The sequence below is a fragment of the Pedococcus sp. P3_C7 genome (assembly GCF_056402615.1).
Genome location: NZ_JBFUHC010000009.1, coordinates 90,834 through 116,115, shown reverse-complemented (window position 1 = coordinate 116,115; position 25,282 = coordinate 90,834). Strand labels below are relative to the sequence as shown.

The window sequence follows — 25,282 nt, the reverse complement described above, 5'->3', positions numbered from 1 at the left end:
GGCCCATGGAGTTCGCAGAGGTGATCCGGCGGCGCCGCATGGTCCGGCGGTTCGACCCGGACCGACCGGTCACGCCCACCGCCCTGGAGGCGGTCCTGTATGCCGCGCAGCGGGCTCCCAGCGCCGGTTTCAGCCAGGGCTGGGACTTCGTCGTCCTCGCCGAGGACCAGGACCGGCGCCGGTTCTGGGACGCCACCCGTGACCCGGACCTGCCGCCCGGCGCGCCCCCGGACGGCTGGTTGGCAGGGGTGTCGTCCGCTCCGATCCTCGTGCTGTGCCTCTCCGACCCCGACACCTACCTCGACCGGTATGCCGAGCCCGACAAGGGCTGGACCGACCGGGACCCGACCAGGTGGCCGGTGCCCTACTGGGATGTCGACACGGGCATGGCGGCCATGCTCATGTTGCTCGCCGCCGTCGACCAGGGCCTCGGGGCCCTGTTCTTCGGCATCCCTCCGGCGCGGCACGAAGCGGTCCGGCGGGCCCACGGCATACCGGAGAACCGGCGGCTGGTGGGCGTCGTGGCCCTCGGCCACGAGCTGCGCCGCACCGAGGGCTCCAGCCGGACCCGGCCGCGCCGCGAGGTGGCCGAGGTCGTGCACTGGGGGCACTTCGGCGGCGAGTCGGGGGCAGGCCCCGTCTAGGCGTGGGACAAGATTGGGGGGTTCCCCGCGCCGTGCGGGGACGATCGCAAGGAGATGCACACACGCATGGCCCGCAAGACCCCGCCAGCGCCCGCCGACGAGAGCTTTGTCGAGCGGATCGTCGACATCGACGTCGAGGAGGAGATGCAGGGGGCGTTCCTCGAGTACGCCTACTCGGTCATCTACTCCCGCGCCCTGCCCGATGCACGCGACGGCCTCAAGCCGGTGCAGCGCCGCATCCTCTACTCCATGTCCGAGATGGGGCTGCGCCCCGAGCGCGGCCACGTGAAGTCCTCTCGCGTCGTCGGCGACGTGATGGGCAAGTACCACCCCCACGGCGACACGGCGATCTACGACGCCCTCGTCCGGATGGCCCAGCCGTTCACGATGCGCCTCCCGCTGGTCGACGGGCACGGAAACTTCGGCTCACTCGACGACGGCCCGGCCGCGTCGCGCTACACGGAGGCACGGCTCGCGCCGGCCGCGATGCTGATGTCCACCGGCCTCGACGAGGAGACCGTCGAGTTCATCCCCAACTACGACGACCAGCTGCTCCAGCCCGAGGTGCTCCCCGCCGCGTTCCCCAACCTGCTCGTCAACGGGGCCAGCGGAATCGCCGTCGGCATGGCGACCAACATGGCGCCGCACAACCTCGTCGAGGTCATCGGTGCGGCTCGCCACCTCATCGCGAACCCCACCTGCTCCCTCGACGACCTGATGCGGTTCGTCCCCGGTCCGGACCTGCCGCAGGGTGGCCGCATCATCGGGCTCGACGGCATCCGTGACGCTTACCTCGGCGGGCGCGGCAGCTTCCGCACCCGCGCGACGACCCGGGTCGAGAAGACCTCGCCGCGCCGGATGGGCATCGTCGTCACCGAGCTGCCCTACCTCGTCGGCCCCGAGAAGGTCATCGAGAAGATCAAGGACGCAGTCCAGTCCAAGAAGCTCCAGGGCATCTCGGACGTCAAGGACCTCACCGACCGCAAGCACGGCCTGCGGCTGGTCATCGAGGTCAAGAACGGCTTCAACCCCGACGCGGTCCTCGAGCAGCTCTACAAGCTCACTCCGATGGAGGACTCCTTCTCCATCAACAACGTCGCTCTGGTCAACGGGCAGCCAAAGACGTTGGGGCTCAAGGACTTGCTGCGGGTCTACGTCGACTTCCGCACCGACGTCGTGCGCCGCCGGACCGAGTACCGACTGAACAAGTACAAGGACCGGCTGCACCTCGTCGAGGGGCTGCTCATCGCGATCCTCGACATCGACGAGGTCATCCAGGTGATCCGCACGTCGGACGACGCGGCGGCCGCGCGCGCCCGGCTGATGGACGTCTTCGACCTGTCGGAGGCCCAGGCCAACTACATCCTCGAGCTCCAGCTACGCCGGCTCACCAAGTTCAGCCGCCTCGAGCTCGACAAGGAGAAGACCGAGCTCGAGCGGCTCATCGAGGAGCTCGAGCTGATCCTCGGCGACGAGAAGCTCCTGCTCAAGACGGTGTCGAACGAGCTCGCGGACGTCGCGAAGACGCACGGGACCCCGCGCCGCACGGTGCTGCTGGAGTCGGCGGGTGTGCCGGCCGCCACCAGCACGCCCCTCGAGGTCGCTGACGACCCCTGTTGGGTGCTGCTGTCGTCCACCGGCCTGTTGGCGCGCACCGGCTCTGCCGACCCCCTGCCCGTCGACGCCTCGCGCAGCAAGCACGACGCGCTCGTCGGTGCGGTCCGCACGACGGCCCGCGGCGAGGTCGGGCTGGTCACCTCCCGTGGCCGGCTCGTGCGACTCTCGGCCCTGGAGCTGCCCACCCTGCCGCCGACCAACGGCGCCCCCAGCCTGTCAGGGGGCGCGCCACTCGCTGCCTACGTCGACCTCCCGGCAGGCGAGGAGCCCCTCGCCCTCGTCTCGGTGTCGCCCGACTCCGCCGGGATCGCCCTCGGCACGGCTCAGGGCGTCGTCAAGCGGGTGACGACGGACTATCCGGCGCGGGCTGACTTCGAGTTGATCTCGCTCAAGGACGGTGACGAGGTCGTCGGCGCAGTCGAGCTGTCCTCCGGGACAGAGGATCTCGTGTTCATCACCTCGGACGCCCAGCTGTTGAGGTTCGGTGCCGCCGTCGTGCGACCCCAGGGGCGTCCGGCTGGAGGCATGGCCGGCATCAAGCTCGCCGCCGGTCAGCGCGTCGCGTTCTTCGGCGCCGTCCCCGAGGGCACCGACGCCATCGTGGTCACGTCGTCGGGTTCGTCCGGGGCGCTGCCCGGCACCGAACCCGGTTCCATCAAGGTGACCCCCTACACCGAGTACCCGGCCAAGGGCCGCGCCACCGGTGGCGTGCGCTGCCACCGCTTCCTCAAGGGTGAGGACACGCTCGTCCTGGCCTGGGCGGGCGCCCTGCCCGCACGGGCCGCAGCAGCCAACGGCGTGGCGCTGGACCTGCCGGACGCGACGGGTCGACGAGACGGCTCCGGCGTCCCTGCGACGACAGCCATCGCCCGCATCGCCGGGCCGCCACTGTCGTGACCTCCAGCCACCCCACCCATGCCACCCCCGCGCCGGACGCCTGCTCGGTCGGCTTCGACCAGGCAGACATCAGCGCCTACGGCACGGCAGCCCGGGCGACCTTCTTCGTCGCACTGGAACAGCCCGGACCCTGGGGTCGGGATGCCGCAACACAGTCACATCTGCCTGCAGGAGTGGGCAGTTCGCTGTCCAAGGCCTGCGCCGACCGGGGTGGTCGACTGTCCCTCATCCGGCGCCCCGGACGGCACGCCGACGACCCGCACGGCGGCGCGCACACGGCATACCTCGCTTGGTCGGGCAGCATGCCCTGGCTGTTGCGCGTGACGGTCACCGACCCCGTCGCGCTGCTCGAGCTGGACCTCGACGCCCTCGCGAGAGGTGACCGTGACGCCGTCCTTGCCACCGCGCCCGGGGCCGAGCCCGCCGAGCCGATCCTGCTGATCTGCACCAACGGACGTCGCGACGTCTGCTGCGCCGTCCGAGGGCGCCCCGTCGCCCTCGAGGCGGCAGACGGCCACCCGGGGCGTGTGTGGGAGGCGTCGCACACCGGTGGCCACCGATTCGCCCCCACGGGCGTCCTGCTCCCCCACGGAGCGACGCTGGCCCGACTCGACGGCGACCTGAGCGGCCAGCTGCTCGAGCTGGCCGCCTCCGACCACCTGCCGGAGGGAGTCCTGGGGCCCCGGCACGACCGGGGACGCAGTGCGTTGACCGCTGCGGAGCAGGCCGCTGAGTCGCACGTCAGGCTCGAGTCCGGCATCACCGACCTCACCGCTCTCACGGTGTCCCGCGCCGCCCCCGCGGACCTCGGAGTGGACGCCCGGCCGGGCGGCGCGCACCCGGGTGCCGACGTGTATGCCGTGCGGCACCGGGACGGGCGCACGTGGCAGGTCGCCCTCGAACGCCGCCCCCACGACGATCTGCCCGAATCGTGCGGAAAGGGCCCTGTCCACGTCGTGGACTGGGTGGGCCGGTTGCTCGGCTGAGGATCGGGACAAGTCCGACGCGTCACACCAAGGTCTCCTGCGAGTTACCCAATCGTTACCGCGACCCGTGCATCTTCGGATTGCGGCGACGGAGCGTAAACGTTTACATGAGACCGGTTCACCTCAGCGCAGAGGCAGTCCGCCTCGGCGCTACGCGAGAAATATGGGAGGCGGGCGTATGGCCCTTCGAATGCTCAAGCGGCGCACCCTCACGGTGATGACCGGAGCTGTAGCCGTGGCGCTCGTCGCCTCGGCCTGCGGCGGCGATGACGGCGGCGGCACCACGGGTGGTTCCTCGGCCGGCGCTGCCACGCGAGGCCCGATCACCTATGTCCAGGGCAAGGACAACAGCAACCTGGTCGCCCCTCAGGCGGAGCGCTGGAATGCCAAGCACCCCACCGAGAAGGTCACGGTCAAAGAGCAGTCCGACCAGGCCGACCAGCAGCACGACGACCTGGTCCAGCACTTCCAGGCCAAGGACCCCAGCTACGACGTCGTCTCCGTCGACGTCGTCTGGACGGCCGAGTTCGCGGCCAAGGGCTGGCTGACCCCGCTCAAGGACTCGTTGGCCCTGCCGACCACCGGCTTCCTCGAGCCCACCATCAAGGCGGCGACCTACAACAAGACGCTGTTCGCCGCTCCGACGTCCTCGGACGGCGCGATGCTGTACTACCGGTCCGACCTGGTGAAGACCCCGCCGAAGACCATCGACGAGATGTGGGGCATGTGCTCCATCGCCAAGCAGAACGGCATGGACTGCTTCGCCGGCCAGTTCGCCAAGTACGAGGGTGGCACCTGTAACGCCACCGAGTGGATGAACGCCTACGGCGCCAAGGTCGTCGACGACGCGGGCAAGCCGACCGTCGACTCCCCCGAGGCGGCCAAGGGTCTGAAGGAGCTCGCCGACCACTACAAGAGCGGCGACATCCCCAAGCAGGCGATCACCTACCAGGAGGAGCAGAGCCGAGCAGCGTTCCAGGACGGCAAGCTGCTGTTCCTGCGCAACTGGCCCTACGTCTACAACCTGGCCAGCACGGACGCCTCGTCCAAGGTCAAGGGAAAGTTCGCGGTCGCACCCCTCCCGGGAGTCACCGGCCCCGGCACCTCGACGCTGGGTGGCCACATGGCTGCCATCAGCGCCTACTCGAAGAACAAGGCCACGGCCCTGGACTTCCTGAAGTTCCTCACCAGCCCTGAGGAGCAGAAGACCAACATGGAGAAGGGTTCGCTGGCTCCGGTCATCGAGTCGATCTACACCGACGAGGCACTGGTCAAGAAGTACCCGTACCTGCCGGTGCTGAAGGAGTCCATCTCCAACGCGGTGTCCCGTCCGGTGACGCCGTTCTACCCGCAGGTCACCCAGGCCATCCAGGACAACTTCTTAACATCCCAGGGGGGGGGGGTGACCCCCAGGGGTCCCCCCCACACCTGCAGGACCCCTGCCTATCGCATCCCCTGGTCGACGCTCGACTCGACCAACCATCTCGACCCACCTGAGACGCACCTCCCGGGCTAGGAGCAGGCATGAGCGCAGCCACATCAACAGCACCCCGATCGACCGGCACGAAGCCGAAGAAGTCGAAGGGGCTGAACGCAGGACAGGGACGCTTGGGGCTGATGCTTGTTGCCCCCACCATGGTCTTCCTGGCCGTCATCATCATCTACCCACTGTTGAAGGCCATCCAGCTGTCCTTCCAGAAGGACGCCGGGCTTGACCCCGCCACCGGACTGTTCGTCGAGGGCGGCAGCGCGGGCCTGTCCAACTACACGCACTGGCTGCTCCAGAAATGTGGCGAGGTCGACTGCCCGCCCGGCACCCTCGGCGCCCAGTTCTACGACGCGCTGTGGGTGACGCTGTTCTTCACCGTCGTCAGTGTCGTCATCGAGATCCTCCTCGGCATGTGGTTCGCCATGATCATGAACCGCGACTTCAAGGGCCGCGGTCTGGTCCGCGCCGCCATCCTCGTCCCGTGGGCCATCCCGACCGCAGTCACCGCCAAGCTGTGGCTCTTCATCTTCGCCTACGACGGCATCGCCAACAGGTTGATCAAGACGGTAGGGATCGCGCCCCAGCTGTGGGTCAGCGACCCCTGGGCCGCCAAGTTCGCGATCGTCATCGCCGATGTCTGGAAGACGACGCCCTTCATGGCGCTGCTCATCCTCGCGGGCCTGCAGCTGGTCCCCGGCGACGTCTACGAGGCCGCCCAGATCGACGGCGCCACCAAGTGGCAGACGTTCACGCGGATCACGCTGCCGCTGGTCAAGGTGCCGCTCATGGTGGCCGTCCTGTTCCGCACCCTTGACGTGCTGCGCATCTACGACCTGCCCGCGATCCTGACCAACGGCGGCGGTGGCACGACCTCTCTGTCGATGCTGGTCATCAAACAGATCCGTGGTGGCTTCCACAGCGCCTCGGCCCTCTCGACCATCGTCTTCCTGCTCATCGCGTTCACCGCCTTCCTCTTCATCAAGTTCGGTGGCGCAGACGTCGTGCAACGGCCACCAAAGAAGAAGAAGGAACCGGCTGCCGCGGTCGGCAACCCGGTCGCCGCCAACGCACCAACCCCGGGAGCCTGAGATGACCACCACGACCGCCGCGCCCCCCACCTCGGGACGTACCGAGGCGCAGGAGATCCACTTCAAGAGCGATCGCGCCGCCAAGATCCGGATGTACATCGGTCTTGCCGCCCTCGTCGTCTGGGGCCTCGCCCCCTTCTACTGGATGGTCGTCACCGCGTTCCGCGATGTCGGCTACACCTTCGACACCACGCCGTGGCCGACCCACGTGACGCTGGACAACTTCGCGACCGCGTTCTCCACGGACCGTGGCAACCACTTCGGCGCCGCGCTCGTGCACTCAGTCATCATCGGGGTCCTGACGACGGCAGTGGCGCTGCTCGTCGGGGTGTTCGCGTCGTACGCACTCGCCCGGCTCGACTTCCCGTTCAAGTACGCCGTGCTCGGGGTGATCCTCGGAGCGTCGATGTTCCCCGGCGTGGCGCTGGTGTCGCCGTTGTTCCAGATGTTCTCCAACTTCGGCTGGCTGACCGGTGCCAACTACCAGGCGCTGATCATCCCGAACATCTCGTTCGCCTTGCCGCTCACCATCTACACCTTGACGGCATTCCTGGCCGAGATGCCTTGGGAGCTCGAGGAATCCGCCCGCATCGACGGCTGCACGCCCGGCCAGGCCTTCCGCAAGATCATGCTTCCCCTCGCGGCGCCGGGCCTGTTCACCACGGCGATCCTGGCCTTCATCTCCAGCTGGAACGAGTTCCTGCTGGCAGCCCAGTTCTCGACCAAGTCGACCCAGACGGTCACGGTTGCCATCGCGAACTTCACTGGTGCACAACCACACCAGGAGCCCTACACGGCGGTCATGGCGGCGGGAACCATCGTCACCGTCCCGCTCATCATCATGGTCCTGATCTTCCAGCGGGCCATCGTGTCCGGCCTGACGGCGGGAGGTGTGAAGGGCTAGGCACGAGGCCTACCCCTCACCACCCATGGGAATCTTCAACCCCGGGAGCGGCACCGGCGGCGCGCGGGCGAGAGCCCAACGGCTGGACATGCTCCTCGGGATCCTCGGGTTCTTCGCGTTCATGGCTGTGATCCAGACTGTCCTGCTCGAGGTGCGCGGGGAGCCGGCGGCAGCATCCGCCGCGCTCCTCGCGGTCCTCCTGGCGGCCCTCTGGTTCGTCTGGCGGCTGAGGCGCAACACCGGCGTCTAGACCTCGACTGGAGGTGCGAGATGACCACCATCGGCGACGTGGCCAAGGCGGCGGGCGTGTCGGTGGCCACTGTGTCCCGCGCCCTCCGCGGCGTCGACAGGGTGAGCCCCCGCACCCGAGACCGGGTCCTGGCGGCGGCCACCGAGCTCCACTACGTCGCCTCGCCCGCCGCGACCAGCCTGGTCTCCGGCCGGACGCGCGGAGTCGGCGTCATCACCCCCTATTTCAACCGGTGGTTCTTCGCGACCGTGGTCAGCGGCATCGAGAAGGCGCTGCGTGAGGACGGCTTCCACGTCCTGCTCTGCGACCTCGAGGGGCACACCTTCAACACGCGGCTGCCCATCACCCAGAACATGCTCTGGAAACGCGCCGACGGCGCCATCATCCTCAACGTCCCACCCGTGCCCTCTGAACGGTCCCTGCTGGACCGCCTGGGTATGCCGGTGGTGACGGTGGGCAACCGGCAGCCCGGATGGCCTTCGGTGCGGATCGACGACCGTGCCGCGATGGCCCTCGCGACACGCTACGCGATCGAGCTCGGACACCGCGAGATCGGCTATGCCGGCACCGTCCCCTCCTCGATCACCCATCTGCAGACGCCCTTCGACCGGCGAGAAGCCTTCGCCAAGGTGATGTCCGACCACGGCCTCGTGTGTCCGCCGGAGTGGACCCTGGAATGCGACTGGACCGCCGCGGGGGCCGCGGCGCACGCCGACCAGCTGTTCTCACTCCCGCACGTGCCGACCTGCGTGATCGCCGCGTCCGACGAGATGGCTTTCGGGGTCCTGAGCGCTGCCCGACGCCATGGTCTGGACGTGCCTGGTGACGTGTCCGTCATCGGCATCGACGACCACATCCACGCCGAGATCTTCGACCTCACCACAGTGCGCCAGGACGTCGAGTCCCAGGGGCGGCGAGCGGGACGCCTGATGCTCGACGCGCTGCACGGGCGGGCAGGCGACACGATCATCGACGACGTGCTCGAGGTCGAGCTCGTCGTCCGTGGCTCGACCGCGGCACCGTCACACCAGCCGTCACGGCACCCTTCACAGCGGCTGTCACGCAAGTCCGCTGCGCTCCCCCAGCCTGGCTGAGTGCGGCAGTGGCCTGACCTCGACTCGGCGACCCGCGTGGCGTCGCCCGCCGGGCTCAGGCGTCGATCCGCTCCCGGTCCAGCCCCGCGGCAGAGTCGACGATGAAGTCCTTGCGGGGCGCCACGTCGTTGCCCATGAGCAGCTCGAAGACCCGCTCGGCCGCCTCGGCGTCACGCAGGGTCACCTTGCGCAGGGTGCGGTGCCGCGGGTCCATCGTGGTCTCGGCCAGCTGGTCGGCATCCATCTCGCCGAGTCCCTTGTAACGCTGCAGGGGCTGCTTGATGTTCTTGCCCCGCTTGCCCAGGGACGCCACCGTCGTGCGCATCTCCTTCTCGGAGTAGGTGTAGATCAGCTCGTTCTTCTTGGACCCCATGTTGACCACCTCGATGCGGTGCAACGGGGGTACGGCGGCATACACCCTCCCCGCCTCCACGAGGGGACGCATGTAGCGGAAGAACAGGGTGAGCAGGAGGGTGCGGATGTGGGCGCCGTCGACGTCGGCGTCGGTCATGATGATGACCTTGCCGTAGCGGGCCACGTCGAGGTCGAACGAGCGGCCAGAACCCGCACCGATCACCTGGATGATGGCGGCGCACTCGGCGTTCTTGAGCATGTCCGAGACCGAGGCCTTCTGGACGTTGAGGATCTTGCCGCGGATCGGCAGCAGCGCCTGGTAGTCACTCGAGCGGGCCAGCTTGGCGGTGCCCAGGGCGCTGTCGCCCTCGACGATGAACAGCTCGGACCTCTCGACGTCGGTCGAGCGACAGTCGGCGAGCTTGGCGGGCAAGCTGCTGGTCTCCAGGGCGTTCTTGCGACGTTGGGTCTCCTTGTGCAGCCGCGCACTGATCCGCGACTTCATCTCCGAGACGACCTTCTCGAGCAGCAGCGCCGCCTGGGCCTTCTCACCCCGCTTGGTCGAGGTGATCCGGGCGGTGAGCTCCTGCTCGACGACCTTGGCAACGATGGCGCGCACCGCGTTGGTGCCGAGCACCTCCTTGGTCTGGCCCTCGAACTGCGGCTCGGCCAGACGCACCGTCACGACCGCCGTCAGGCCGGCCAGCACGTCGTCCTTCTCCGGCTTGTCGCTGCCGACCTTGAGCCGGCGACTGTTGACCTCGAGCTGCTTGCGGAAGACCTTGAGCAGGGACTGCTCGAAGCCGGCCAGGTGGGTGCCGCCCTTGGGTGTGGAGATGATGTTGACGAAGGAGCTGACCTTGGCGTCGTAGCCGGTGCCCCAGCGCACCGCGATGTCCACCCCGCACTCACGCTCGACCTCCGTGGGCGACATGTGGCCCTTGGAGTCGAGGACCGGCACCGTCTCGGTGAACGTGCCGCTGCCCTGGAGCCGCCACACGTCGGTGACCGCCGCGTCCGGAGCCAGGAACTCCACGAACTCGGAGATGCCGCCGTCGTGCACGAGCGTCTCGACGTGGGTCGCCGACTCCCCGGCTGTGCCGGGGCGTCGACGCTCGTCCCGGATGACCAGCGTCAGCCCGGGGATGAGGAAGGACGTCTGGCGCGCTCGCGCGATCAGCCCGTCGTAGTCGAACTCGGCGTCCTTGAGGAAGATCTGCTCGTCTGCCCAGTAACGGATCCGGCTGCCGGTCACACCCCGCTTGGTCCTGCCGACGACAGCCAGCTCGCTGGTCCGCTCGTAGGGGGTGAACTCGTGGTCAGGCGCCTTGTCGTCGGTCGCGACGTCCGGGAAGTAGCCGGGCTCACCACGCCGAAAGCTCATGGCGTAGGTGTTGCCGCCGCGGTCGACCTCGACGTCGAGCCGCGCAGAGACCGCGTTGACCACCGACGCGCCGACGCCGTGCAGGCCACCGGAGGCGGTGTAGGAGCCACCGCCGAACTTGCCGCCTGCGTGCAGCTTCGTGAAGACCACCTCGACACCGGTGAGGCCGGTCCGTGGCTCGATGTCGACGGGGATGCCGCGGCCGTTGTCGCGCACCTCCACCGAGCCATCGCGGTAGAGGATCACCTCGATCCGGTCACAGACACCCGCCAGCGCCTCGTCCACCGCGTTGTCGATGATCTCCCAGAGGCAGTGCATGAGTCCGCGGCCGTCAGTCGAGCCGATGTACATGCCAGGTCGCTTGCGGACCGCTTCGAGGCCCTCGAGGACCTGAAGGTGGTGCGCGCTGTAGTCCGACGTCGACTTGGTGGTCGCAGCCTTCTTGGCAGTGGTGGCGGTGGCCAACGGTCTGGTGCTCCTGTGGTGGGTCATGGCCCCCCGTGCTCACGGAGGTGGGCCCCACGCTATCTCGGTGACCCACGCCCCCAGCGCAGGCACGCGGCATACCGCCCTCCATGCCCCGCGAAGCCCCAATTCCCATCCACCGGACGCCCGACCTACGAATCACCCATTGCGACATGAGATGACACACATGGAGACCCAATACCCGCAGGGAAGAACCAGGCGTGCTTGACTGTTGACCACGGCACCGGATGGGCCACCCAGGGAAGTAATCCCCACGGTGGAGCAACCAAAGTCCGGGGTAGGACGTCTCTAGGAGACAACGCGCCTCCGGGCGCAACGAAAGGAAGGCTGACGTGACCACTGCACTGGCACCCTCATTGAACGCGGCCGACCGCTGCGACCGCTGCGGCGCCCAGGCCTACGTGCGCGCTCGCCTTCACGCTGGTGGCGAGCTGCTGTTCTGCGCTCACCACGGACGCGAGCACCTGCCCAAGCTGCGCGAGCACGCCGACATCCAGGACGAGACCGAGCGGCTCCACGAGACCCCTCCCGTCGCTCCCCTCGAGGAGCGGTAGGAAAGCCACACCGGACCTCCCACCGTGGAGGCCACCCTCTGGGTCCCCGCCGTCCTGATCCTGATCGGGATGGTGGGGATCGTCATTCCCGTCATCCCCGGGCTGCTGCTGTGCCTGGCCGCGGTGTTCGTGTGGGCCCTGGACGCCCAGAGCACGCTCGGCTGGTCGGTGTTCGCGGTCTGTGCCCTGCTCTACCTCGCGGGAGTGGCGCTGCAGTATGCCGTGCCCGGGCGGCGGCTGCGCGAAGCCGGCGTCCGCCGGTCCACCCTGGTCATCGCGGTGCTACTGGCCGCCGTCGGTTTCTTCGTCATCCCCGTGGTCGGTGCGCCCATCGGGTTCGTGCTCGGGATCTACCTCGTGGAGCTCGGACACTCGCAGGACAGGACCGCCGCCTGGGCCTCGACGAGGTCCGCGCTGAAGGCGGTGTTCCTGTCGATGGGGATCGAGCTGCTCGCTGCGCTCGCCATCGCCACGACCTGGGTCGTCGGGGTGCTCTTCAGCAGGGGCTGAGCGCCGGCCTGGCCCAGTAGCCGTCTGGTCTCAGTGGTCGTGGGGGTCAGTGGTTGTGGGGTCAGTAGCCGTCGTCGCGGCGACGGTCCCAGCGTTCCTCGATGCGGTGCATGAACGAGCCGCCGGACCTCGGTGCCTTCGACTTGGTGGGGGTGGCCCGGCGCACGCTGCCATCGGGCTGGACGGTGCCCAGGGCGGCCTTGCGCCGCGGCGGTGTGACGGCGAAGGCGACTGCCCCGACCATCAGGGCGAATCCGATCGCGCCGATCCACATGGTGGTGTTCACCCCGACCAGCACGAGGGCCAGCCCTGCGACGACACCCACCACACCAACGGCCATCCGACGACGCGCCGACGCTCGCGCCCCAGCGCCCTGCATCTGCGAGGCGAACTTGGGGTCCTCGGCATACAGCGCCTGCTCCATCTGCTCAAGCAGCTGCTGTTCGTGCTCGGAGAGCGGCACGGTGACCTCCTGGACGTTCGGCGTGCACCCACTAAACGCATCAGGCCACAGAATCGTTGCCCGCCGGGAGCATCGTTGCCGGTCAGTGGCCGTCCGCTGACGTCTTCAGGATATGTCCCCCGGCGTGGTTGCACTACCCGTTCTCCGAGCCCGGTGTGGGCTGACCTCGATGCTGGTCACGGCCTGTCGCGCGGCTTGTCGCGATCCCCGTCGGGGATCAGGCTGGCCGGTCGGACGCTTCCGGCACCGAACCGCGCGCTGGCCCGGTCGACGGCGCGGTCGGCGTCGCGCCAGCCGTGGTCGGGCTCGTCCAGGGTGCCCTGGATGGGAGCCCCGACACTCTCGACCAAGCCCTCCATCCGCACCCCGACCAGCCGGATCCGGGCGCGCTGGAGCCCGAGGGCGTCGTAAAGGCCCTTGGCGGTGTCGAAGATCTCCCGGCTCACGTCGGTGGGGTCGCGCAGCGTCTTGCTGCGGGTGATGGTCGTGAAGTCGGAGAACCGCACCTTGATCGAGACCGTGCGCCCGAGCACCCCGGCCGAACGAACGCGTGCCGCGGTGCGGTCGCTCAGCTTGAGCAGCTGACGGTGGATGTATGCCGGGTCGTCGACGTCGAACTCGAACGTCTCGTCCGAGCCGATGCTGCGCTCGCGACGCTGGGTTTCGACCTGGCGCGAGTCGCGCCCCCAGGACAGGTCGTGCAGGTGCGGCCCGGCACTCTCTCCCAGGGCCCGTCGCAGCGTGTCGACGGGGGTGTGGGCGATGTCGGCGACCGTGTGCAGGCCGAGGCGCAGCAGCGTCTCCTCGGTCCTGTCCCCCACTCCCCAGAGCGCCCCGACCGGGAGCTGCTGGACGAAGGTGACCACCTCGTCGCGCGGCACGACGACCATGCCGTCCGGCTTGGCCAGTCCTGAGGCGAGCTTTGCGACGAACTTCGTGGGGGCGACTCCAACCGAGCAGGTGATCCCCTGTTCGTCGTGGATGGTGTCGCGGATGAGCTGGCCGATCCTCGCGGGGTTGCCCAGCCGGCGCAGTGAGCCGGACACGTCGAGGAAGGCCTCGTCGAGCGAGAGCGGCTCGACCACCGGGGTGATCGTCTCGAAGGTCGCCATGACCGCGGCCGAGATCTGGCTGTAGAGGCGGTGGTCGGGGGCGACGACGGTCGCCGTGGGACACAACCGTCGCGCGCGGGACATCGGCATCGCCGAGGCCACACCGAACTTGCGGGCTTCGTAGGTCGCCGAGAGGACGACGCCGCGGTTGCCCCCGCCGCCGATGATGACGGGAGTGCCCACGAGCTCGGGGCGGCTCAGCAGCGACGCGGAGGCGTAGAACGCGTCCATGTCGACGTGCAGGACGGTGCACCCCGTGTCATCGGGTGGGTGCTCCCCCCCGCGCTGCGGGAGCGCGTACTGGCGCCGGCTCATCGGTGGCCCCGGTTCGCCCTCAGCGTCGGGCGAGGACGTGCACGGCCGCGCCCAACTGTCCGAGGAACCCGAAGTCGGGGTGGCGGCTGGCCACCTGTTCGAGCTCGAGCAGGGCCATGCGGTCGGCCTCGGAGTCGATCAGCGCCGACGGCACGAGGTCGCTGAACAACCGCACGCCGTGGACGTCCTCGACGACGAGCCCGGTCTGCTCGACCAGGGCCTGCAGCGCGGCGGCGTCGAACCGGCGCGGCAGCGGATCGGCGCCGCCCCAACGGCCGTCTGCGGAGGTCAGGGCGGTGTGGGCCTGGGCGAACTGCCCGGCCAGCGCCCGGGCCAGGACGACGGCGAGCCGCCCCGCGGCCACCAGGCTGAGGTAACCACCGGGAGCCAGCACTGCGGCCAGCGCCGCGAGGGTGGCCTGGGGGTCGTCGACGACCTCGAGGGTGCCGTGGCAGCAGACCAGGTCGACCGGTTGGTCGCCCACGAAGTCGGCCAGGGAGTCGGCGTCCCCCTGCAGTGCGGTCACCCGGTCGGCGACGCCACGCTCGGCGCTGCGCCTCGACAGGGAGGCGAGGGCGTCCGGACTCGGGTCGACGACGGTGACGTCGTGGCCGAGCTCGGCCAGTGGCACCGCGAGGCCGCCGGTGCCGCCCCCGAGGTCCAGGACCCGCAGGGGGCGACCCAGCTCGGCCTGCTGGCGCTCGATGAGGGTGCCCCGCCCCCCCCCCCCCCCCCCCCCACCACTGTGGTCAGTGACCGGAGCTGCCAGGGCTCGAGTGCCAGAGCTTGCGCGGCGGCGTGAACTGATCCGCCCCTCCCGCGTCGGGCACCGCCGCCCCTTGACCGAGGCGGTGGGACCCCCGCACGTCCTCGCCCGGCGGCCGGGTGTCGGCATAGGGCGACTGCCGGAAGCCCGAGGCATGCACCAGGACTCGCCGTCCTGCGCCCACCTGCTGCTGGTGGGCAGCCTCCAACGCCTCAGCCTGCTCGGTGGCGGCGCGCTCGCTGGCATCCATCGCGGCATACACCGCCTCGAGGCCACCACCTCGCCACGCGTCCCACAACGGGGTGAGCTCCCACGCACCCGTCGCCCGCAGCGAGATGCCCCGCGGACCGGTGCGACGCACCACACCACGGACGAGCAGCATCCACGAGTGGAAGACCGTGGCGGCATAAGGACCTTGGACATCCTCGAAGAAGGTCGCGTCGATCGGTCCGGTGGAGTCGTCGAGGGTGAGGAAGACGACCCGTCGCCCTGACCGGATCGGCGGCGTCTGGGTGGCGACCTTGACCCCGCACGCCCACACGGTGGACCGGCTGCGCGCCCGCAACAGGTCGCGACTGCGGGTGACTCCGAGCGCATCGAGCATCGGAGCGTAGAAGTCGACCACGTGGGCACTCGCGTCGAGGCCGAGGATGTCGAGCTCGGCGCGGACGCGTTCGGGACCGCTCAGCTCGGGCAGGCCGGTGCCACTGGTGAGCTCGGGTCGGTCACCGAGGTCGAGCGCGAGCTGGGTCGCCTGCTGGTCGGCTGCGCGTACCGGCAGCGCTGCCTGCGACTGCGCTGCCGCCCGGGCCCGCACCTGCCCACCCTCGAGGTGCTGGTCCGACACCGGCAGGGCACGGCTCCCCCTGGCCCGGCGTGGCGCCGCCCGACGCGCCGAACGGTCCAGTGCCCGGCCGTAGCGGTCGAGCTCGGCGACGTGCAGCAGCAGGTCACGACGGGTGGTCCGGCCCCGACGACCCAGTCCCCCGGCGTCGATGCCCGCGGAGGCCACCCGCATGCCGTAGAGACTGTCGAAACCCCCCGCGAGGACGAGGCGTTCGGCGATCGGACGCGAGACGTGGGCGCGGTGCCAGAAGTCGGCCAGCCCGGCGTAGGGCTGCCCGGCGACGATGCGGGCCACCTCTGCGTCGTTGATGCCGCGGACGTCGGCCAGCGACAGCCGGATGCCGTAGTCGCTGGCATCGGGCAGGTCGGGGTGCGGCGGGACGAACCCGGACGGGTCGTCGCAGTCCAGGCGTTCGATGCGGTAGCTGCCGGTCGAGACGTTGACGTCGAGGCCGAGCACCGCGATGCCCAGGCTCCGGGCGTCGTCGAGGATCAGCCGCTTGGGATACATGCCCGGGTCGTGGGTGAGCACGCCGGCGAGGAACGCTGCGGCGTGGTGGGTCTTGAGCCACGCGGAGTGATAGGTCGGCAGGGCGAAGGCCGCGGCGTGGGCCTTGCAGAACCCGAACGACGCGAACGCCTTGAGCACCTCCCAGATCCGGTCGACATCGGCGGGGGCATAGCCGCGGGCCGAGGCGGCCGGTCGCCACCAGGCCTCGATCTCGAGCTGTCCCTTGGGGGTGCCGAGGGCACGGCGCACCTCGTCGGCCTGGGCGAGCGACACCCCGGTCGTCTCGGCGACGATCATCAGCACCTGCTCGTGGAAGACGACGACTCCCTCGGTCTCCTGCAGTGCCTCGATGAGCGTGGGGTGCAGGTAGCTGACCTCCTTCCAGCCGTGCCGGGCCTCGAGGAACGGCGTGATCATGTCGGACTTCACCGGGCCTGGCCGGAACAGCGAGATGTCGATGACAAGGTCCTCGAACCGCTCCGGACCGAACTTGCCGATCAGCTCACGCTGTCCGGGGCTCTCGATCTGGAAGCAGCCGAGGGTGTGGCTGGTGCGGATCAGGCGGAATGTCGCCTCGTCGTCGAGCGGCACCTGGGCCTGGTCGTCGAGGTCGACCTGCACTCCGTCGACCCGCTGGACCTCCTGCACGGCGTGGGCCATCGCCGACTGCATCCGGATGCCGAGGACGTCGAGCTTGAGCAGCCCGAGCGTCTCGACGTCGTCCTTGTCGAACTGGCTCATCGGGAAACCCAGCCAGCTCGCCTCCACCGGCGTCCGGTCGAGCAGGCTGCCGTCGGACAGGATCACGCCGCACGGGTGCAGCGCGATGTGGCGGGGCAACCCGTCGAGCCGCTCGACGAGGTCGAACAGGGCTCGCAGCCGAGGACTGTCCAGGCCTCGCGAACGCAGCTCGGGCAGCTCGGCGATGGCGTTGCGGGCGTCCCGGGCCCGGATGTGCGGGAACGCCTTGGCGATCTCGTCGATCTCCACCGGCGGCAGCCCGAGCGCCGCCCCGACGTCCCGGATGGCGTGCCGCACCTTGTAGGTGTCCATCATCGACACGCAGGTGACCCGCTCACCGCCGAACCGGTCGAGGACCCGCTCGTAGACCTCGGTGCGGCGGGCCGACTCCACGTCGATGTCGATGTCGGGCAGCTCGGCCCGCAGCGGCGAGCAGAACCGCTCCATCAGCAGGCCGTAGCGGATCGGGTCGACCCCGCTGATCCCGAGCAGGTAGTTGACCAGCGACCCGGCTCCCGAGCCGCGAGCCGCGACTCTGACCCCCATGTCGTGGATCAGGTCGACGACCTCGGCGACGGTGAGGAAGTAGGTCGGGTAGCCCAGCTCCGCGATGACCTTGAGCTCGTCGGTGAGCCGGCTCTCCACCGCCATCAGGTCGCGCTCGCCGGCCCCGGGGTAGCGCCCGGCCACCGCCGCGCGGCACCGTTGCTCGAGCACCACCTGGGCACTCATGCCGGGATCGACCCCCACCCGGTCGGGTTCGGGCAGGTGGACCGACCCGATGCCGAGGTCATGGCGGGCGCTCTGGGCGCAGCCGAGCCCCAGAGCCAGGGTCCGCCCGACCAGGTCGTCAGCCCGGCCGAGGTCGCCACCGGTGATCTCACGGGCGATGGCGTGCATCGTGTCGGTCGTGGCCAGGTGGGCGGCGTCGGTGACCCGGTCGAGGTGCCGGGTGTCGAGGGCGACCAGCCGCCGCGCGGCGTCGAGCACGTCGACGACGGCCGACTCCCCGGGATCGACGTGGCGCACCGCCGCGGTGAGCACCGCGGTGACGCCCTGCTCGTCGGCGAGCCCCAGCAGCCGTCGGGCATGACTGCGCGATGCCGGGGTGCCCTCGGGTCCCCCGTGGCAGACCACCTCGATGACGACGGCGTCAGGTGGCAGTCGGCGCCGCCAGGAATCCAGCAGCTCACGGGCCCGGTCGGTGCGCTTGGCCAGCAGCGCCCGTCCCACGTCGGAGTCGGGGCCGAGCAGCACCACGAGCGGACTGGGCTCCCCTTCACCTGCGCCGCCGCACGCTGCTGCGACCACGGCGGCGGAGCTCACGGGCACTCCCCGCTCACCGCGCAGGTGGGTCTGGGTGACTAGCCGGCACAGTGCCGCCCACCCCACCCCTGCGGGCACCCCAGCCGCTCGTCCCCGCGCGAGCACGGTGACCCGTGGATGGCGGGCATCGCGCTCGGCGCCACCCCGGACAGGGGTCCGCCCCCTCACCGCTGGACCGACCGCATCCAGACCCACCGGACCCGGACCGACCGCATCTGAACCCATCGCATCTGGGCCCACCGCGAGGTCGACTCCCAGAACGGGTGCGATGCCGGCCGCGGTGGCGGCCTGGACGAAGCGGACCGCACCGTAGAGACCATCACGGTCGGTGAGCGCGAGGATCGGCTGACGGTGCTGGGCAGCGCGTTCGACCAGCGCCTGGGGCGTCGCGGTGCCGTAGCGCATCGAGAACCCCGACGCGACGTGCAGGTGGGCGAACTCGGTGCTCACGGGCCGGCCCCCGGAGTGCTGGTCACTGCGGTGGGCACCAGCAGGTGGTCGTACGGCGACCTGGGCACTGGCAGACCCAGGGTCCGGCAGACGAGGTCGAGGAAGAGCTCGGACTGGCGCAGCAGGTCGTCGGCCTCGCGCGCACTGTGGTCGTGGTGGCGGCGAGCTCCCACGACGTCGAAGAACCCGGCCCACTCGGAGAGCTCGGGCGCGACCGTGGGCAGCAGCTCCCACAGGCTGCGAGGACCGGACTGGCCCGCGGACTGGTGGGTGGACGTGATGCGGGTGGCGACCACGGCGGCAGCCGCGCGCAGGGCACCGAGCTGGGCCTGGTCATAGCGTCGGGCGACCTCCTCGCTCTGGCAGGCCTCGAGCAGCGAGTGCCGTGCCCGGTCCAGCAGGTCGAGCGTGGCAGCAGCTCCGCTGGCCGCCCCCTGGGCAGTCCCGTGTGCACTTCGGGCGCCCATCAGTCCGCCACCCTCAGCAGCCGCCACTGGCTGCCTGCGTGACTGGCGGGGTCGGCGCACAGGTCGTAGACCCCGATCCCGGCGAGTCGGCCGGCGCTCGCCTCGACCCGCCAGACCTGTCGTTCCCGCGCATCGGTGAGCACGTCGCTGCCCTCGCGCTCGCGGGCGTCGCGCCACCACGGCCGCCGCTCCTGCCAGCGGTCGAGCACGGCCCGGACGACATAGAGCCGGCCACGCCAGACGAAGGCGTTCGGACCGCGCCCCGCCACCTCTCCCAGACCAGGGGTCAGGTCCTCGCGAGCGCCCTCGCGGACCTCGATGGGCTCTTCGTAGCGGCGGACCACAGGGCGCTCCTTCGGGGATCTGGTTTTCGGGTTGCGGGCATGGCGCAGCGCCACCAGACACAGCGCTGCCGCGTCACCGGGTGATGCGCTCTGGGCCCTGTGAGAGGCGGGGTCGAGGCGCCTGCTCACAGGGCCAGAGCCGCAGTGGTCCGCGGGATGACCGCCCACCACGGTGTGGGGCCGTGACCGGTGGATCGGTCGTCGTCGTGAACCACGAGTTCGAACAGGTGTTCGATAAGAAGAACGGTACACCCCGCCACGGACAGTCCGTCAACCCCCTCCAGACGACTGGTGACAGGCGTGACCGCACGGCCCTAGTCTTCGGCCATGACAGCGTCCGACGTGCCGACGTCGGCCCCCGACCTGACCGGGCACCCTGCCGTCCGCAGGGTCCTGGAGAACCTTGCGATCCACCACGTCGTCCCCGAGGTGGTCACCCTCCCGGACGCCGTGCGCACCGCGGCCGCCGCGGCCGCCGCGCTGGGCATCACCCCCGCCGAGATCGCCAACTCGCTCGTCTTCCGGGCCCACGCACCGGACGGCACGATCAGCCCGATGCTCATCCTCACCTCGGGCGCACACAGGGTTGACCTGGTCAAGGTCGCCGACCTCGTCGACGACGTCGACCACCTCGACCGGGCAGACGCCGACTTCGTCCTCGAGGCGACCGGTTTCACCATCGGGGGCGTGGCGCCAGTCGGCCACCGCAGCCAGGTCCGCACTCTCGTCGACGTCTCACTCAGCCGCTACCGCCACGTCTGGGCGGCTGCCGGCCACAGCCACACCGTCTTCCGCACGACCTACGAAGAGTTGCTCCGCGTCACCGGAGGCCACGCGATCGAGGTCGCCTGAGGCGCCGCTACTGCGCTCGTGGCCAATGGCAGGGCGCCACCTCCTTCAGGCACTCCATCCTCCGCGACGTCCGCCACCCGGCACTCCCCCAGACCCCGCACGCAACTCGGACACAATGGGCCCATGACCACACCGAAGCCCGTCGAGTGCTGGCTCACCGACATGGACGGCGTCCTCGTCCACGAGGAGAGCGCGATCCCCGGAGCCGCCGACTTCATTGCCACACTGCAGGAGTCAGGGCGGCGGTTCCTCGTCCTGACCAACAACTCGATCTTCACCCCGCGCGACCTGCGGGCCCGGCTGCTCGCCAGCGGTCTCGACGTGCCGGAGGAGTCGATCTGGACCTCCGCCCTCGCCACAGCGCAGTTCCTCGCCGACCAGCGGCCGGGCGGGAGCGCGTTCGTCGTCGGCGAGGCAGGCCTGACGACGGCGCTCCACGAGGTGGGCTACACGATGACCGAGCGCGACCCCGACTACGTCGTGCTCGGCGAGACCCGCACCTACTCGTTCGAGTCGATCACCAAGGCGATCCGGCTCATCGAGGCCGGAGCCCGCTTCATCGCCACCAACCCCGACGTCAGCGGGCCCAGCCCGCACGGCATGCTGCCGGCCACCGGCTCCGTCGCAGCCCTGATCAGCGCGGCCACCAGCCACCGGCCCTACTTCGTCGGCAAGCCCAACCCCCTGATGATGCGCAGCGCGCTCAACCGGATCGACGCCCACTCCGAGTCGACCGTGATGATCGGCGACCGGATGGACACCGACGTCATCAGCGGACTGGAAGCGGGGCTGCGGACCATCCTCGTGCTGACCGGGTCGACCAGGCGCGAGCAGGTGCAACGCTTTCCCTACCAGCCGACCCGCGTCGTCGACTCGATCGCCGACGTCGTGCCGCTCGTCACCGAGCTGCGTCCGCTGACAGGAGCCTCGAGCGACTCGAGCGGCTGACCCCGAGGTATGCCGCCCGGCCGGGTCAGCCGCGCGAGTCGCCCAGCACGCTGGCGAGCAGCCCCGGGAAGGCCACGTCGAGCTCCTCGCGGCGCAGCGACACCAGCCGTTCACGGCCACGAGGCTCGTTGCGGATGACGCCCGCCTCGCGGAGCACCTTCATCAGGTGGGACTTTGTCGACTTGGGCAGTGCCGGGTTCGTCGCACCGCACTGGGCCATCTCGAGCGGGCCCGCGGCGAGGTCCCGGACGATCTGCAGCCGGGCCGGGTCGCTCAGCGCGAAGAGCACGTCGGTGAGCGCCACGTCCGCCATGGCCGGGTGTGGCAGCTCTTGGTTTGCAAGCATGGTTCGATAATACTCGAACCAATCTGGCAAGATCGGGAATGTCCAGGGCAGATTGACAGTTCGATAAGTTTCGAACCGTTGTTTTCGTCCGAGAGGCCCGTCATGAGTGCGACCAGCAGCATCCCGACCGGAACGACCAGCTCGACCACCACCAGCTCGACCACCAAGAGCTCCACCGCCGACGGTGAGGGACGCGGACGCCGGCTCCCCCGTCGCCCCGCCTTCGTGCTCGCCCTCGCGTCGGTCGTGGCGCTGATGGTCGGCGCGAGCGCACCATCACCCTTCTACCCGGTGCTCCAGACCCAGATCGGCTTCTCGGCGGGGACGATGACCACCATCTTCGGGGTGTATGCCGTCACGCTCCTGGTCACCCTGCTCGTGACCGGCTCCCTGTCCGACCACATCGGACGCCGACCGGTGCTGGCCGTCGGCTTCCTGGTCCTCGCGGTGAGCATGGTCGGCTTCTGGCACGCCGACGGCGTCGGCACCCTGCTGGTCTCGCGCGCAGTGCAAGGTGTCGCCGCAGGCCTGCTGATGTCGACCATGTCGGCAGCCGTCGTGGACCTCGAGCCAGGCACCCGCCCAGGACTCGCCGCGACGCTCAACAGCGTCACCCCGCTGTTGGGTCTCGCCGCAGGCGCGCTCGCGGCCGGTGCCGTGCTGGACTCCAGCCCGCACGCCCTCCCGCTCGTCTTCGCGACGCTCACCGCGGCCTACCTCGCACTGGCGGTGGGCGTCCTCGCTCTTCCCGAGACCTCGCCACGTCACCAGGGGTGGCTGCGCTCGCTGCGTCCACGGGTCGGCATACCTGCTGCTGCCCGACCTGCGTTCCGGCGCAGCGCACCGGCCCTGTTCGCCGGCTGGGCCACCGGTGGCCTCTACCTCTCGCTGGGCGCGCCCATCGTCGGCCAGCTGCTCGGGGGTCGCAGCCACGTCGAACAGGGTGCGGTCGTCACGGTGCTCACCGGGGTCGGCGCCCTCAGCTCCTACCTCGGCCGACAGCGCACACCCCGCCGGATCACGCTCTACGGCACGACCATGCTCGCCGTCGGCACGGTGCTGACGCTGGTCGCGCTGCACGCGGGGTCGCTCGTCGCCTTCCTCCTGGCCGCGGTGGTCGCGGGGTCGGGCTTCGGCACGTCCTTCCTCGGGATCATGCGCTCGATCACCCCGACCGTCGGGCCGGCCCAGCGCGGCGAGCTCTTCTCCAGCGTGTTCGTCGTCAGCTACCTCGCCTTCGGGCTGCCGGCGGTCGCCGCCGGGTTCGCGGTCCCGCGGTTCGGCCTCGAGACGACGGCAACCGTCTACGGGCTGACCGTGGTCGCGCTGTCTGCAGCCGCCGCCCTGGCCAGGGCGTTCACCACCCGGGACTGACCGAACCGACCACGGGGACAGCGCTCAGGCCAGGCCTGCGGCGCTGCGCGTGGTGAGGTCGAGGTTGCGGTAGACCTCGAGGGTCGCCGTCGAGCGGTTCATCGTGATGAAGTGCAGCCCCGGTGCGCCTTCACGGAGCATCCGGTCGGCGAGCTCGGTGGCGATCTGCACGCCCACCTCACGGGTCGCGGCGGGGTCGTGCGAGACCGCCTCGAGCCGGCCCACGACGGCCGGCGGCAACGGGGTGCCCATCAGCTCGGACATCCTCGCCACCTGCTTGAAGTTCGTCACCGGCATCAGTCCGGGGGTGATCGGCAGGTCGCGACGAGCCGCCACGGCGTCGCGCAGCCGCAGGTAGCTGTCGGCGTCGAAGACCATCTGGGTGATGGCGAAGCTCGCGCCGGCATCGGCCTTGCGGACCATGACCTCGACGTCGTGCTCGAAGCTCGGTGACGCTGGGTGCACGTCAGGGAACGCCGCGACCCCGATCGTGAAGTCGCCCAGGGTCCGCACCAGCGCCACGAGGTCGGTCGCGTGGTTGAGGCCCTCGGGGTGAGCCACCCACTCGCCGCCGACGTTGCCCGGCGGGTCGCCCCGGAGGGCGAGGATGTTGCGGACGCCGCTCGCGGCATACAGGCCCACGACCTGGCGCAGCGCGGCCACGGACGCGCCGACACAGGTCAGGTGCGCCAACGGCGTCAACGTCGTCTCACGGGCGATCCGCTCGGTGACGCGCACCGTGCGGTCCTGGTTGGAGCCGCCCGCGCCGTAGGTGACCGAGACGAAGTCGGGTCGCACGGACTCCAGGCGGCGGATGGCGTCCCAGAGCATGGACTCCCCGGCGTCGTCCTTGGGCGGGAAGAACTCGAAGCTGATCGAGGGATGCGGCGCCGCCAGCATTCCGGGGATCGACAACGGCTGCTGCGTCGGTCGATCCACTCCCGAGGTGTGCCCCAAAGCCATGGCGGTGAGACTAGTCGAGGGCCCACGCCGTAGGCTCAGTGCCAGCACAGGATGAGACATTCCGCGGATCGACAGACGCCGGGAGGAACGCGTGGTGACCAGCCCGCTCGACGCCGCGTCCCTTCGTGAGCGCGTACAGCGCACCGTCGACGACGTCCTCACCCACCAGGCCGGGGTCCTCGCCGAGGTGGGCCCCGACGCCCAAGAGCTGCTCGGCGCCGTCGCCCGCCTCCTCACCGGCGGCAAGCGGCTGCGGGCCGCCTTCCTCTACTGGGGCTACCGCGCCACCGGACAGCCCGACTCGGACGCCCTCGTCCGCGTGGCCACCGCCATGGAGTTCTTCCAGGCGGCTGCGCTGATCCACGACGACGTCATGGACGACAGTGACACCCGGCGGGGTATGCCGGCTGCGCACCGTTCGCTCGCAGCTCGCCACGAGCGTGAGTCGTGGTCCGGCGACGCCGACCGGTTCGGGGTGGCCGGCGCGATCCTCGCCGGCAACCTGTGCCTCAACTGGACCGAGGAGATCTACGCGACGTCCGGTCTCGACCCCGACCACCTCTCGCGCGGGCGAGGCGTCTTCGACGTGATGCGAACCCAGCTCATGGGCGGCCAGTTCCTCGACGTCGTGGAGTCCGCGCGGTCGTGGGACGGCGTGTCCACCCAGGAGCGGATCGACCGGGCAGAGCACGTCATCCGGTTCAAGAGCGCCAAGTACACCGTCGAGCACCCTCTTCTCATCGGGGCCACTGCCGGTGGCGCGTCCGACGAGGACCTCTCGGCCCTGTCCCGCTACGGCCTCGACCTCGGCCAGGCGTTCCAGCTGCGCGACGACCTGCTGGGCGTGTTCGGCGACCCGGCCGCGACGGGCAAGCCCGCGGGCGACGACCTGCGAGAGGGCAAGCGCACCGTGCTGATCGCGCACGCCCTCGCCGGGGCCGACCCGGCCGGGGTCGAACTCATCGAGGCTCGACTGGGCGACCCCGCGCTCGACGACCAGACGGTGCACCGGCTGCGCGAGGCGATCACAGCCGCAGGTGCGGTCGACGCGGTCGAGGCCGACATCGCCCGCCTCGCCGGCTCGGCACGGATGGCTCTCAAGTCGACGCGTGAGCTCGCACCCGAGGCGGCAGGGGTGCTCGACCAGCTGATCGACAGCTCGACGACCCGGGCCCACTAGTCGTGCTCAGGCCGCCCGTTC

23 protein-coding genes are annotated in these 25,282 nt (G+C 70.1%); 14 read left to right on the top strand and 9 right to left on the bottom strand.

Features of this window, described 5'->3' with window-relative positions; genetic code table 11:
* Nucleotides 1–5: 5 nt before the first annotated feature.
* The 8 genes from AC1DS4_RS13300 to AC1DS4_RS13265 all read left to right on the top strand — a co-directional run bounded on the left by AC1DS4_RS13300 (nt 6) and on the right by AC1DS4_RS13265 (nt 8,969).
* A complete protein-coding gene (locus AC1DS4_RS13300) occupies nt 6–644 on the top strand; it encodes a nitroreductase family protein (RefSeq protein ID WP_477613167.1) in 639 nt (212 codons plus the stop codon).
* 66 nt (nt 645–710) lie between these two features.
* On the top strand, nt 711–3,158 hold the full coding sequence (locus tag AC1DS4_RS13295; RefSeq protein ID WP_477613432.1) for a DNA gyrase/topoisomerase IV subunit A: 2,448 nt from the start codon (nt 711–713) through the stop codon (nt 3,156–3,158).
* Complete coding sequence (locus AC1DS4_RS13290; RefSeq protein ID WP_477623649.1) at nt 3,155–4,144, top strand: sucrase ferredoxin; 990 nt, start codon at nt 3,155–3,157, stop codon at nt 4,142–4,144. Before AC1DS4_RS13295 ends, AC1DS4_RS13290 begins: the two co-directional genes overlap by 4 nt.
* A 190-nt stretch (nt 4,145–4,334) precedes the next feature.
* Complete coding sequence (locus AC1DS4_RS13285; protein ID WP_477646056.1) at nt 4,335–5,660, top strand: ABC transporter substrate-binding protein; 1,326 nt, start codon at nt 4,335–4,337, stop codon at nt 5,658–5,660.
* Between the two features lie 8 nt (nt 5,661–5,668).
* A complete protein-coding gene (locus tag AC1DS4_RS13280; protein WP_477613170.1) occupies nt 5,669–6,721 on the top strand; it encodes a carbohydrate ABC transporter permease in 1,053 nt (350 codons plus the stop codon).
* Between the two features lies 1 nt (nt 6,722).
* Nucleotides 6,723–7,625, top strand: a complete 903-nt coding sequence (locus AC1DS4_RS13275) for a carbohydrate ABC transporter permease (RefSeq protein WP_477613171.1) — start codon at nt 6,723–6,725, stop codon at nt 7,623–7,625.
* Nucleotides 7,626–7,650: 25 nt separating this feature from the next.
* The gene (locus AC1DS4_RS13270; RefSeq protein ID WP_477613172.1) at nt 7,651–7,875 is read left to right on the top strand and encodes a hypothetical protein; all 225 of its coding nucleotides are present in this window, start codon (nt 7,651–7,653) and stop codon (nt 7,873–7,875) included.
* 20 nt (nt 7,876–7,895) lie between these two features.
* Nucleotides 7,896–8,969: a LacI family DNA-binding transcriptional regulator gene (locus tag AC1DS4_RS13265; RefSeq protein WP_477632276.1), complete on the top strand. Its 1,074-nt coding sequence runs from the start codon at nt 7,896–7,898 to the stop codon at nt 8,967–8,969.
* Between the two features lie 55 nt (nt 8,970–9,024).
* Here the strand turns inward: AC1DS4_RS13265 and AC1DS4_RS13260 are convergent, their stop codons facing one another.
* Complete coding sequence (locus AC1DS4_RS13260) at nt 9,025–11,199, bottom strand: DNA gyrase/topoisomerase IV subunit B (protein ID WP_477613174.1); 2,175 nt, start codon at nt 11,197–11,199, stop codon at nt 9,025–9,027.
* A gap of 326 nt (nt 11,200–11,525) precedes the next feature.
* Here AC1DS4_RS13260 and AC1DS4_RS13255 point away from each other — a divergent pair, with 326 nt between their 5' ends.
* Together AC1DS4_RS13255 and AC1DS4_RS13250 are read left to right on the top strand one after the other, a co-directional pair.
* A complete protein-coding gene (locus AC1DS4_RS13255) occupies nt 11,526–11,747 on the top strand; it encodes a DUF7455 domain-containing protein (RefSeq protein WP_477613175.1) in 222 nt (73 codons plus the stop codon).
* A 24-nt stretch (nt 11,748–11,771) separates the two neighbouring features.
* A complete protein-coding gene (locus tag AC1DS4_RS13250; protein ID WP_477632277.1) occupies nt 11,772–12,257 on the top strand; it encodes a DUF456 domain-containing protein in 486 nt (161 codons plus the stop codon).
* A gap of 61 nt (nt 12,258–12,318) precedes the next feature.
* Here the strand turns inward: AC1DS4_RS13250 and AC1DS4_RS13245 are convergent, their stop codons facing one another.
* The 6 genes from AC1DS4_RS13245 to AC1DS4_RS13220 all read right to left on the bottom strand — a co-directional run bounded on the left by AC1DS4_RS13245 (nt 12,319) and on the right by AC1DS4_RS13220 (nt 19,598).
* The gene (locus AC1DS4_RS13245; protein ID WP_477613177.1) at nt 12,319–12,720 is read right to left on the bottom strand and encodes a DUF3040 domain-containing protein; all 402 of its coding nucleotides are present in this window, start codon (nt 12,718–12,720) and stop codon (nt 12,319–12,321) included.
* 176 nt (nt 12,721–12,896) lie between these two features.
* Nucleotides 12,897–14,147 (bottom strand): DNA polymerase IV, encoded by a 1,251-nt coding sequence (gene dinB, locus AC1DS4_RS13240; RefSeq protein WP_477613178.1) that lies wholly within the window; start codon nt 14,145–14,147, stop codon nt 12,897–12,899.
* 19 nt (nt 14,148–14,166) lie between these two features.
* A complete protein-coding gene (locus tag AC1DS4_RS13235; RefSeq protein ID WP_477646055.1) occupies nt 14,167–14,853 on the bottom strand; it encodes a methyltransferase domain-containing protein in 687 nt (228 codons plus the stop codon).
* 43 nt (nt 14,854–14,896) lie between these two features.
* Nucleotides 14,897–18,787, bottom strand: a complete 3,891-nt coding sequence (locus AC1DS4_RS13230; protein WP_477623647.1) for a DNA polymerase III subunit alpha — start codon at nt 18,785–18,787, stop codon at nt 14,897–14,899.
* The gene (locus AC1DS4_RS13225) at nt 18,784–19,254 is read right to left on the bottom strand and encodes an SAV_6107 family HEPN domain-containing protein (RefSeq protein ID WP_477613180.1); all 471 of its coding nucleotides are present in this window, start codon (nt 19,252–19,254) and stop codon (nt 18,784–18,786) included. The genes AC1DS4_RS13230 and AC1DS4_RS13225 overlap by 4 nt, the downstream gene beginning before the upstream one ends.
* Nucleotides 19,254–19,598, bottom strand: coding sequence for a DUF6504 family protein (locus tag AC1DS4_RS13220; protein ID WP_477613181.1), 345 nt, complete (start codon nt 19,596–19,598; stop codon nt 19,254–19,256). Before AC1DS4_RS13220 ends, AC1DS4_RS13225 begins: the two co-directional genes overlap by 1 nt.
* Nucleotides 19,599–19,925: 327 nt before the next feature.
* Between AC1DS4_RS13220 and AC1DS4_RS13215 the strand changes: the two genes are divergently transcribed.
* Both AC1DS4_RS13215 and AC1DS4_RS13210 read left to right on the top strand, forming a co-directional pair.
* Nucleotides 19,926–20,450, top strand: coding sequence for a YbaK/EbsC family protein (locus tag AC1DS4_RS13215; protein ID WP_477613182.1), 525 nt, complete (start codon nt 19,926–19,928; stop codon nt 20,448–20,450).
* Nucleotides 20,451–20,573: 123 nt separating this feature from the next.
* The gene (locus AC1DS4_RS13210; RefSeq protein WP_477613183.1) at nt 20,574–21,398 is read left to right on the top strand and encodes an HAD-IIA family hydrolase; all 825 of its coding nucleotides are present in this window, start codon (nt 20,574–20,576) and stop codon (nt 21,396–21,398) included.
* A gap of 25 nt (nt 21,399–21,423) precedes the next feature.
* Here the strand turns inward: AC1DS4_RS13210 and AC1DS4_RS13205 are convergent, their stop codons facing one another.
* Complete coding sequence (locus AC1DS4_RS13205) at nt 21,424–21,744, bottom strand: ArsR/SmtB family transcription factor (RefSeq protein WP_477632280.1); 321 nt, start codon at nt 21,742–21,744, stop codon at nt 21,424–21,426.
* A 102-nt stretch (nt 21,745–21,846) separates the two neighbouring features.
* Here AC1DS4_RS13205 and AC1DS4_RS13200 point away from each other — a divergent pair, with 102 nt between their 5' ends.
* Complete coding sequence (locus AC1DS4_RS13200; RefSeq protein ID WP_477613185.1) at nt 21,847–23,118, top strand: MFS transporter; 1,272 nt, start codon at nt 21,847–21,849, stop codon at nt 23,116–23,118.
* Between the two features lie 24 nt (nt 23,119–23,142).
* On the opposite strand, the gene metF is transcribed toward AC1DS4_RS13200, so the two are convergent.
* A complete protein-coding gene (gene metF / locus AC1DS4_RS13195) occupies nt 23,143–24,081 on the bottom strand; it encodes a methylenetetrahydrofolate reductase [NAD(P)H] (RefSeq protein ID WP_477613186.1) in 939 nt (312 codons plus the stop codon).
* A 94-nt stretch (nt 24,082–24,175) separates the two neighbouring features.
* On the opposite strand from metF, the gene AC1DS4_RS13190 reads away from it, so the two are divergent.
* Nucleotides 24,176–25,261 (top strand): polyprenyl synthetase family protein, encoded by a 1,086-nt coding sequence (locus AC1DS4_RS13190; protein ID WP_477613187.1) that lies wholly within the window; start codon nt 24,176–24,178, stop codon nt 25,259–25,261.
* Nucleotides 25,262–25,282: the final 21 nt, after the last annotated feature.

Excerpts from the sequence above, each read along its gene's own strand:
- AC1DS4_RS13205 (WP_477632280.1), bottom strand. The coding sequence starts at position 21,744 with ATGCTTGCAAACCAAGAGCTGCCACACCCGGCCATGGCGGACGTGGCG.
- AC1DS4_RS13215 (WP_477613182.1), top strand. The coding sequence starts at position 19,926 with ATGACAGCGTCCGACGTGCCGACGTCGGCCCCCGACCTGACCGGGCAC.
- AC1DS4_RS13280 (WP_477613170.1), top strand. The coding sequence starts at position 5,669 with ATGAGCGCAGCCACATCAACAGCACCCCGATCGACCGGCACGAAGCCG.
- AC1DS4_RS13275 (WP_477613171.1), top strand. The coding sequence starts at position 6,723 with ATGACCACCACGACCGCCGCGCCCCCCACCTCGGGACGTACCGAGGCG.
- AC1DS4_RS13300 (WP_477613167.1), top strand. The coding sequence starts at position 6 with ATGGAGTTCGCAGAGGTGATCCGGCGGCGCCGCATGGTCCGGCGGTTC.
- AC1DS4_RS13260 (WP_477613174.1), bottom strand. The coding sequence starts at position 11,199 with ATGACCCACCACAGGAGCACCAGACCGTTGGCCACCGCCACCACTGCC.
- AC1DS4_RS13295 (WP_477613432.1), top strand. The coding sequence starts at position 711 with ATGGCCCGCAAGACCCCGCCAGCGCCCGCCGACGAGAGCTTTGTCGAG.
- dinB (WP_477613178.1), bottom strand. The coding sequence starts at position 14,147 with ATGAGCCGGCGCCAGTACGCGCTCCCGCAGCGCGGGGGGGAGCACCCA.
- AC1DS4_RS13210 (WP_477613183.1), top strand. The coding sequence starts at position 20,574 with ATGACCACACCGAAGCCCGTCGAGTGCTGGCTCACCGACATGGACGGC.
- AC1DS4_RS13270 (WP_477613172.1), top strand. The coding sequence starts at position 7,651 with ATGGGAATCTTCAACCCCGGGAGCGGCACCGGCGGCGCGCGGGCGAGA.
- AC1DS4_RS13265 (WP_477632276.1), top strand. The coding sequence starts at position 7,896 with ATGACCACCATCGGCGACGTGGCCAAGGCGGCGGGCGTGTCGGTGGCC.
- AC1DS4_RS13225 (WP_477613180.1), bottom strand. The coding sequence starts at position 19,254 with ATGGGCGCCCGAAGTGCACACGGGACTGCCCAGGGGGCGGCCAGCGGA.
- metF (WP_477613186.1), bottom strand. The coding sequence starts at position 24,081 with ATGGCTTTGGGGCACACCTCGGGAGTGGATCGACCGACGCAGCAGCCG.
- AC1DS4_RS13200 (WP_477613185.1), top strand. The coding sequence starts at position 21,847 with ATGAGTGCGACCAGCAGCATCCCGACCGGAACGACCAGCTCGACCACC.
- AC1DS4_RS13285 (WP_477646056.1), top strand. The coding sequence starts at position 4,335 with ATGCTCAAGCGGCGCACCCTCACGGTGATGACCGGAGCTGTAGCCGTG.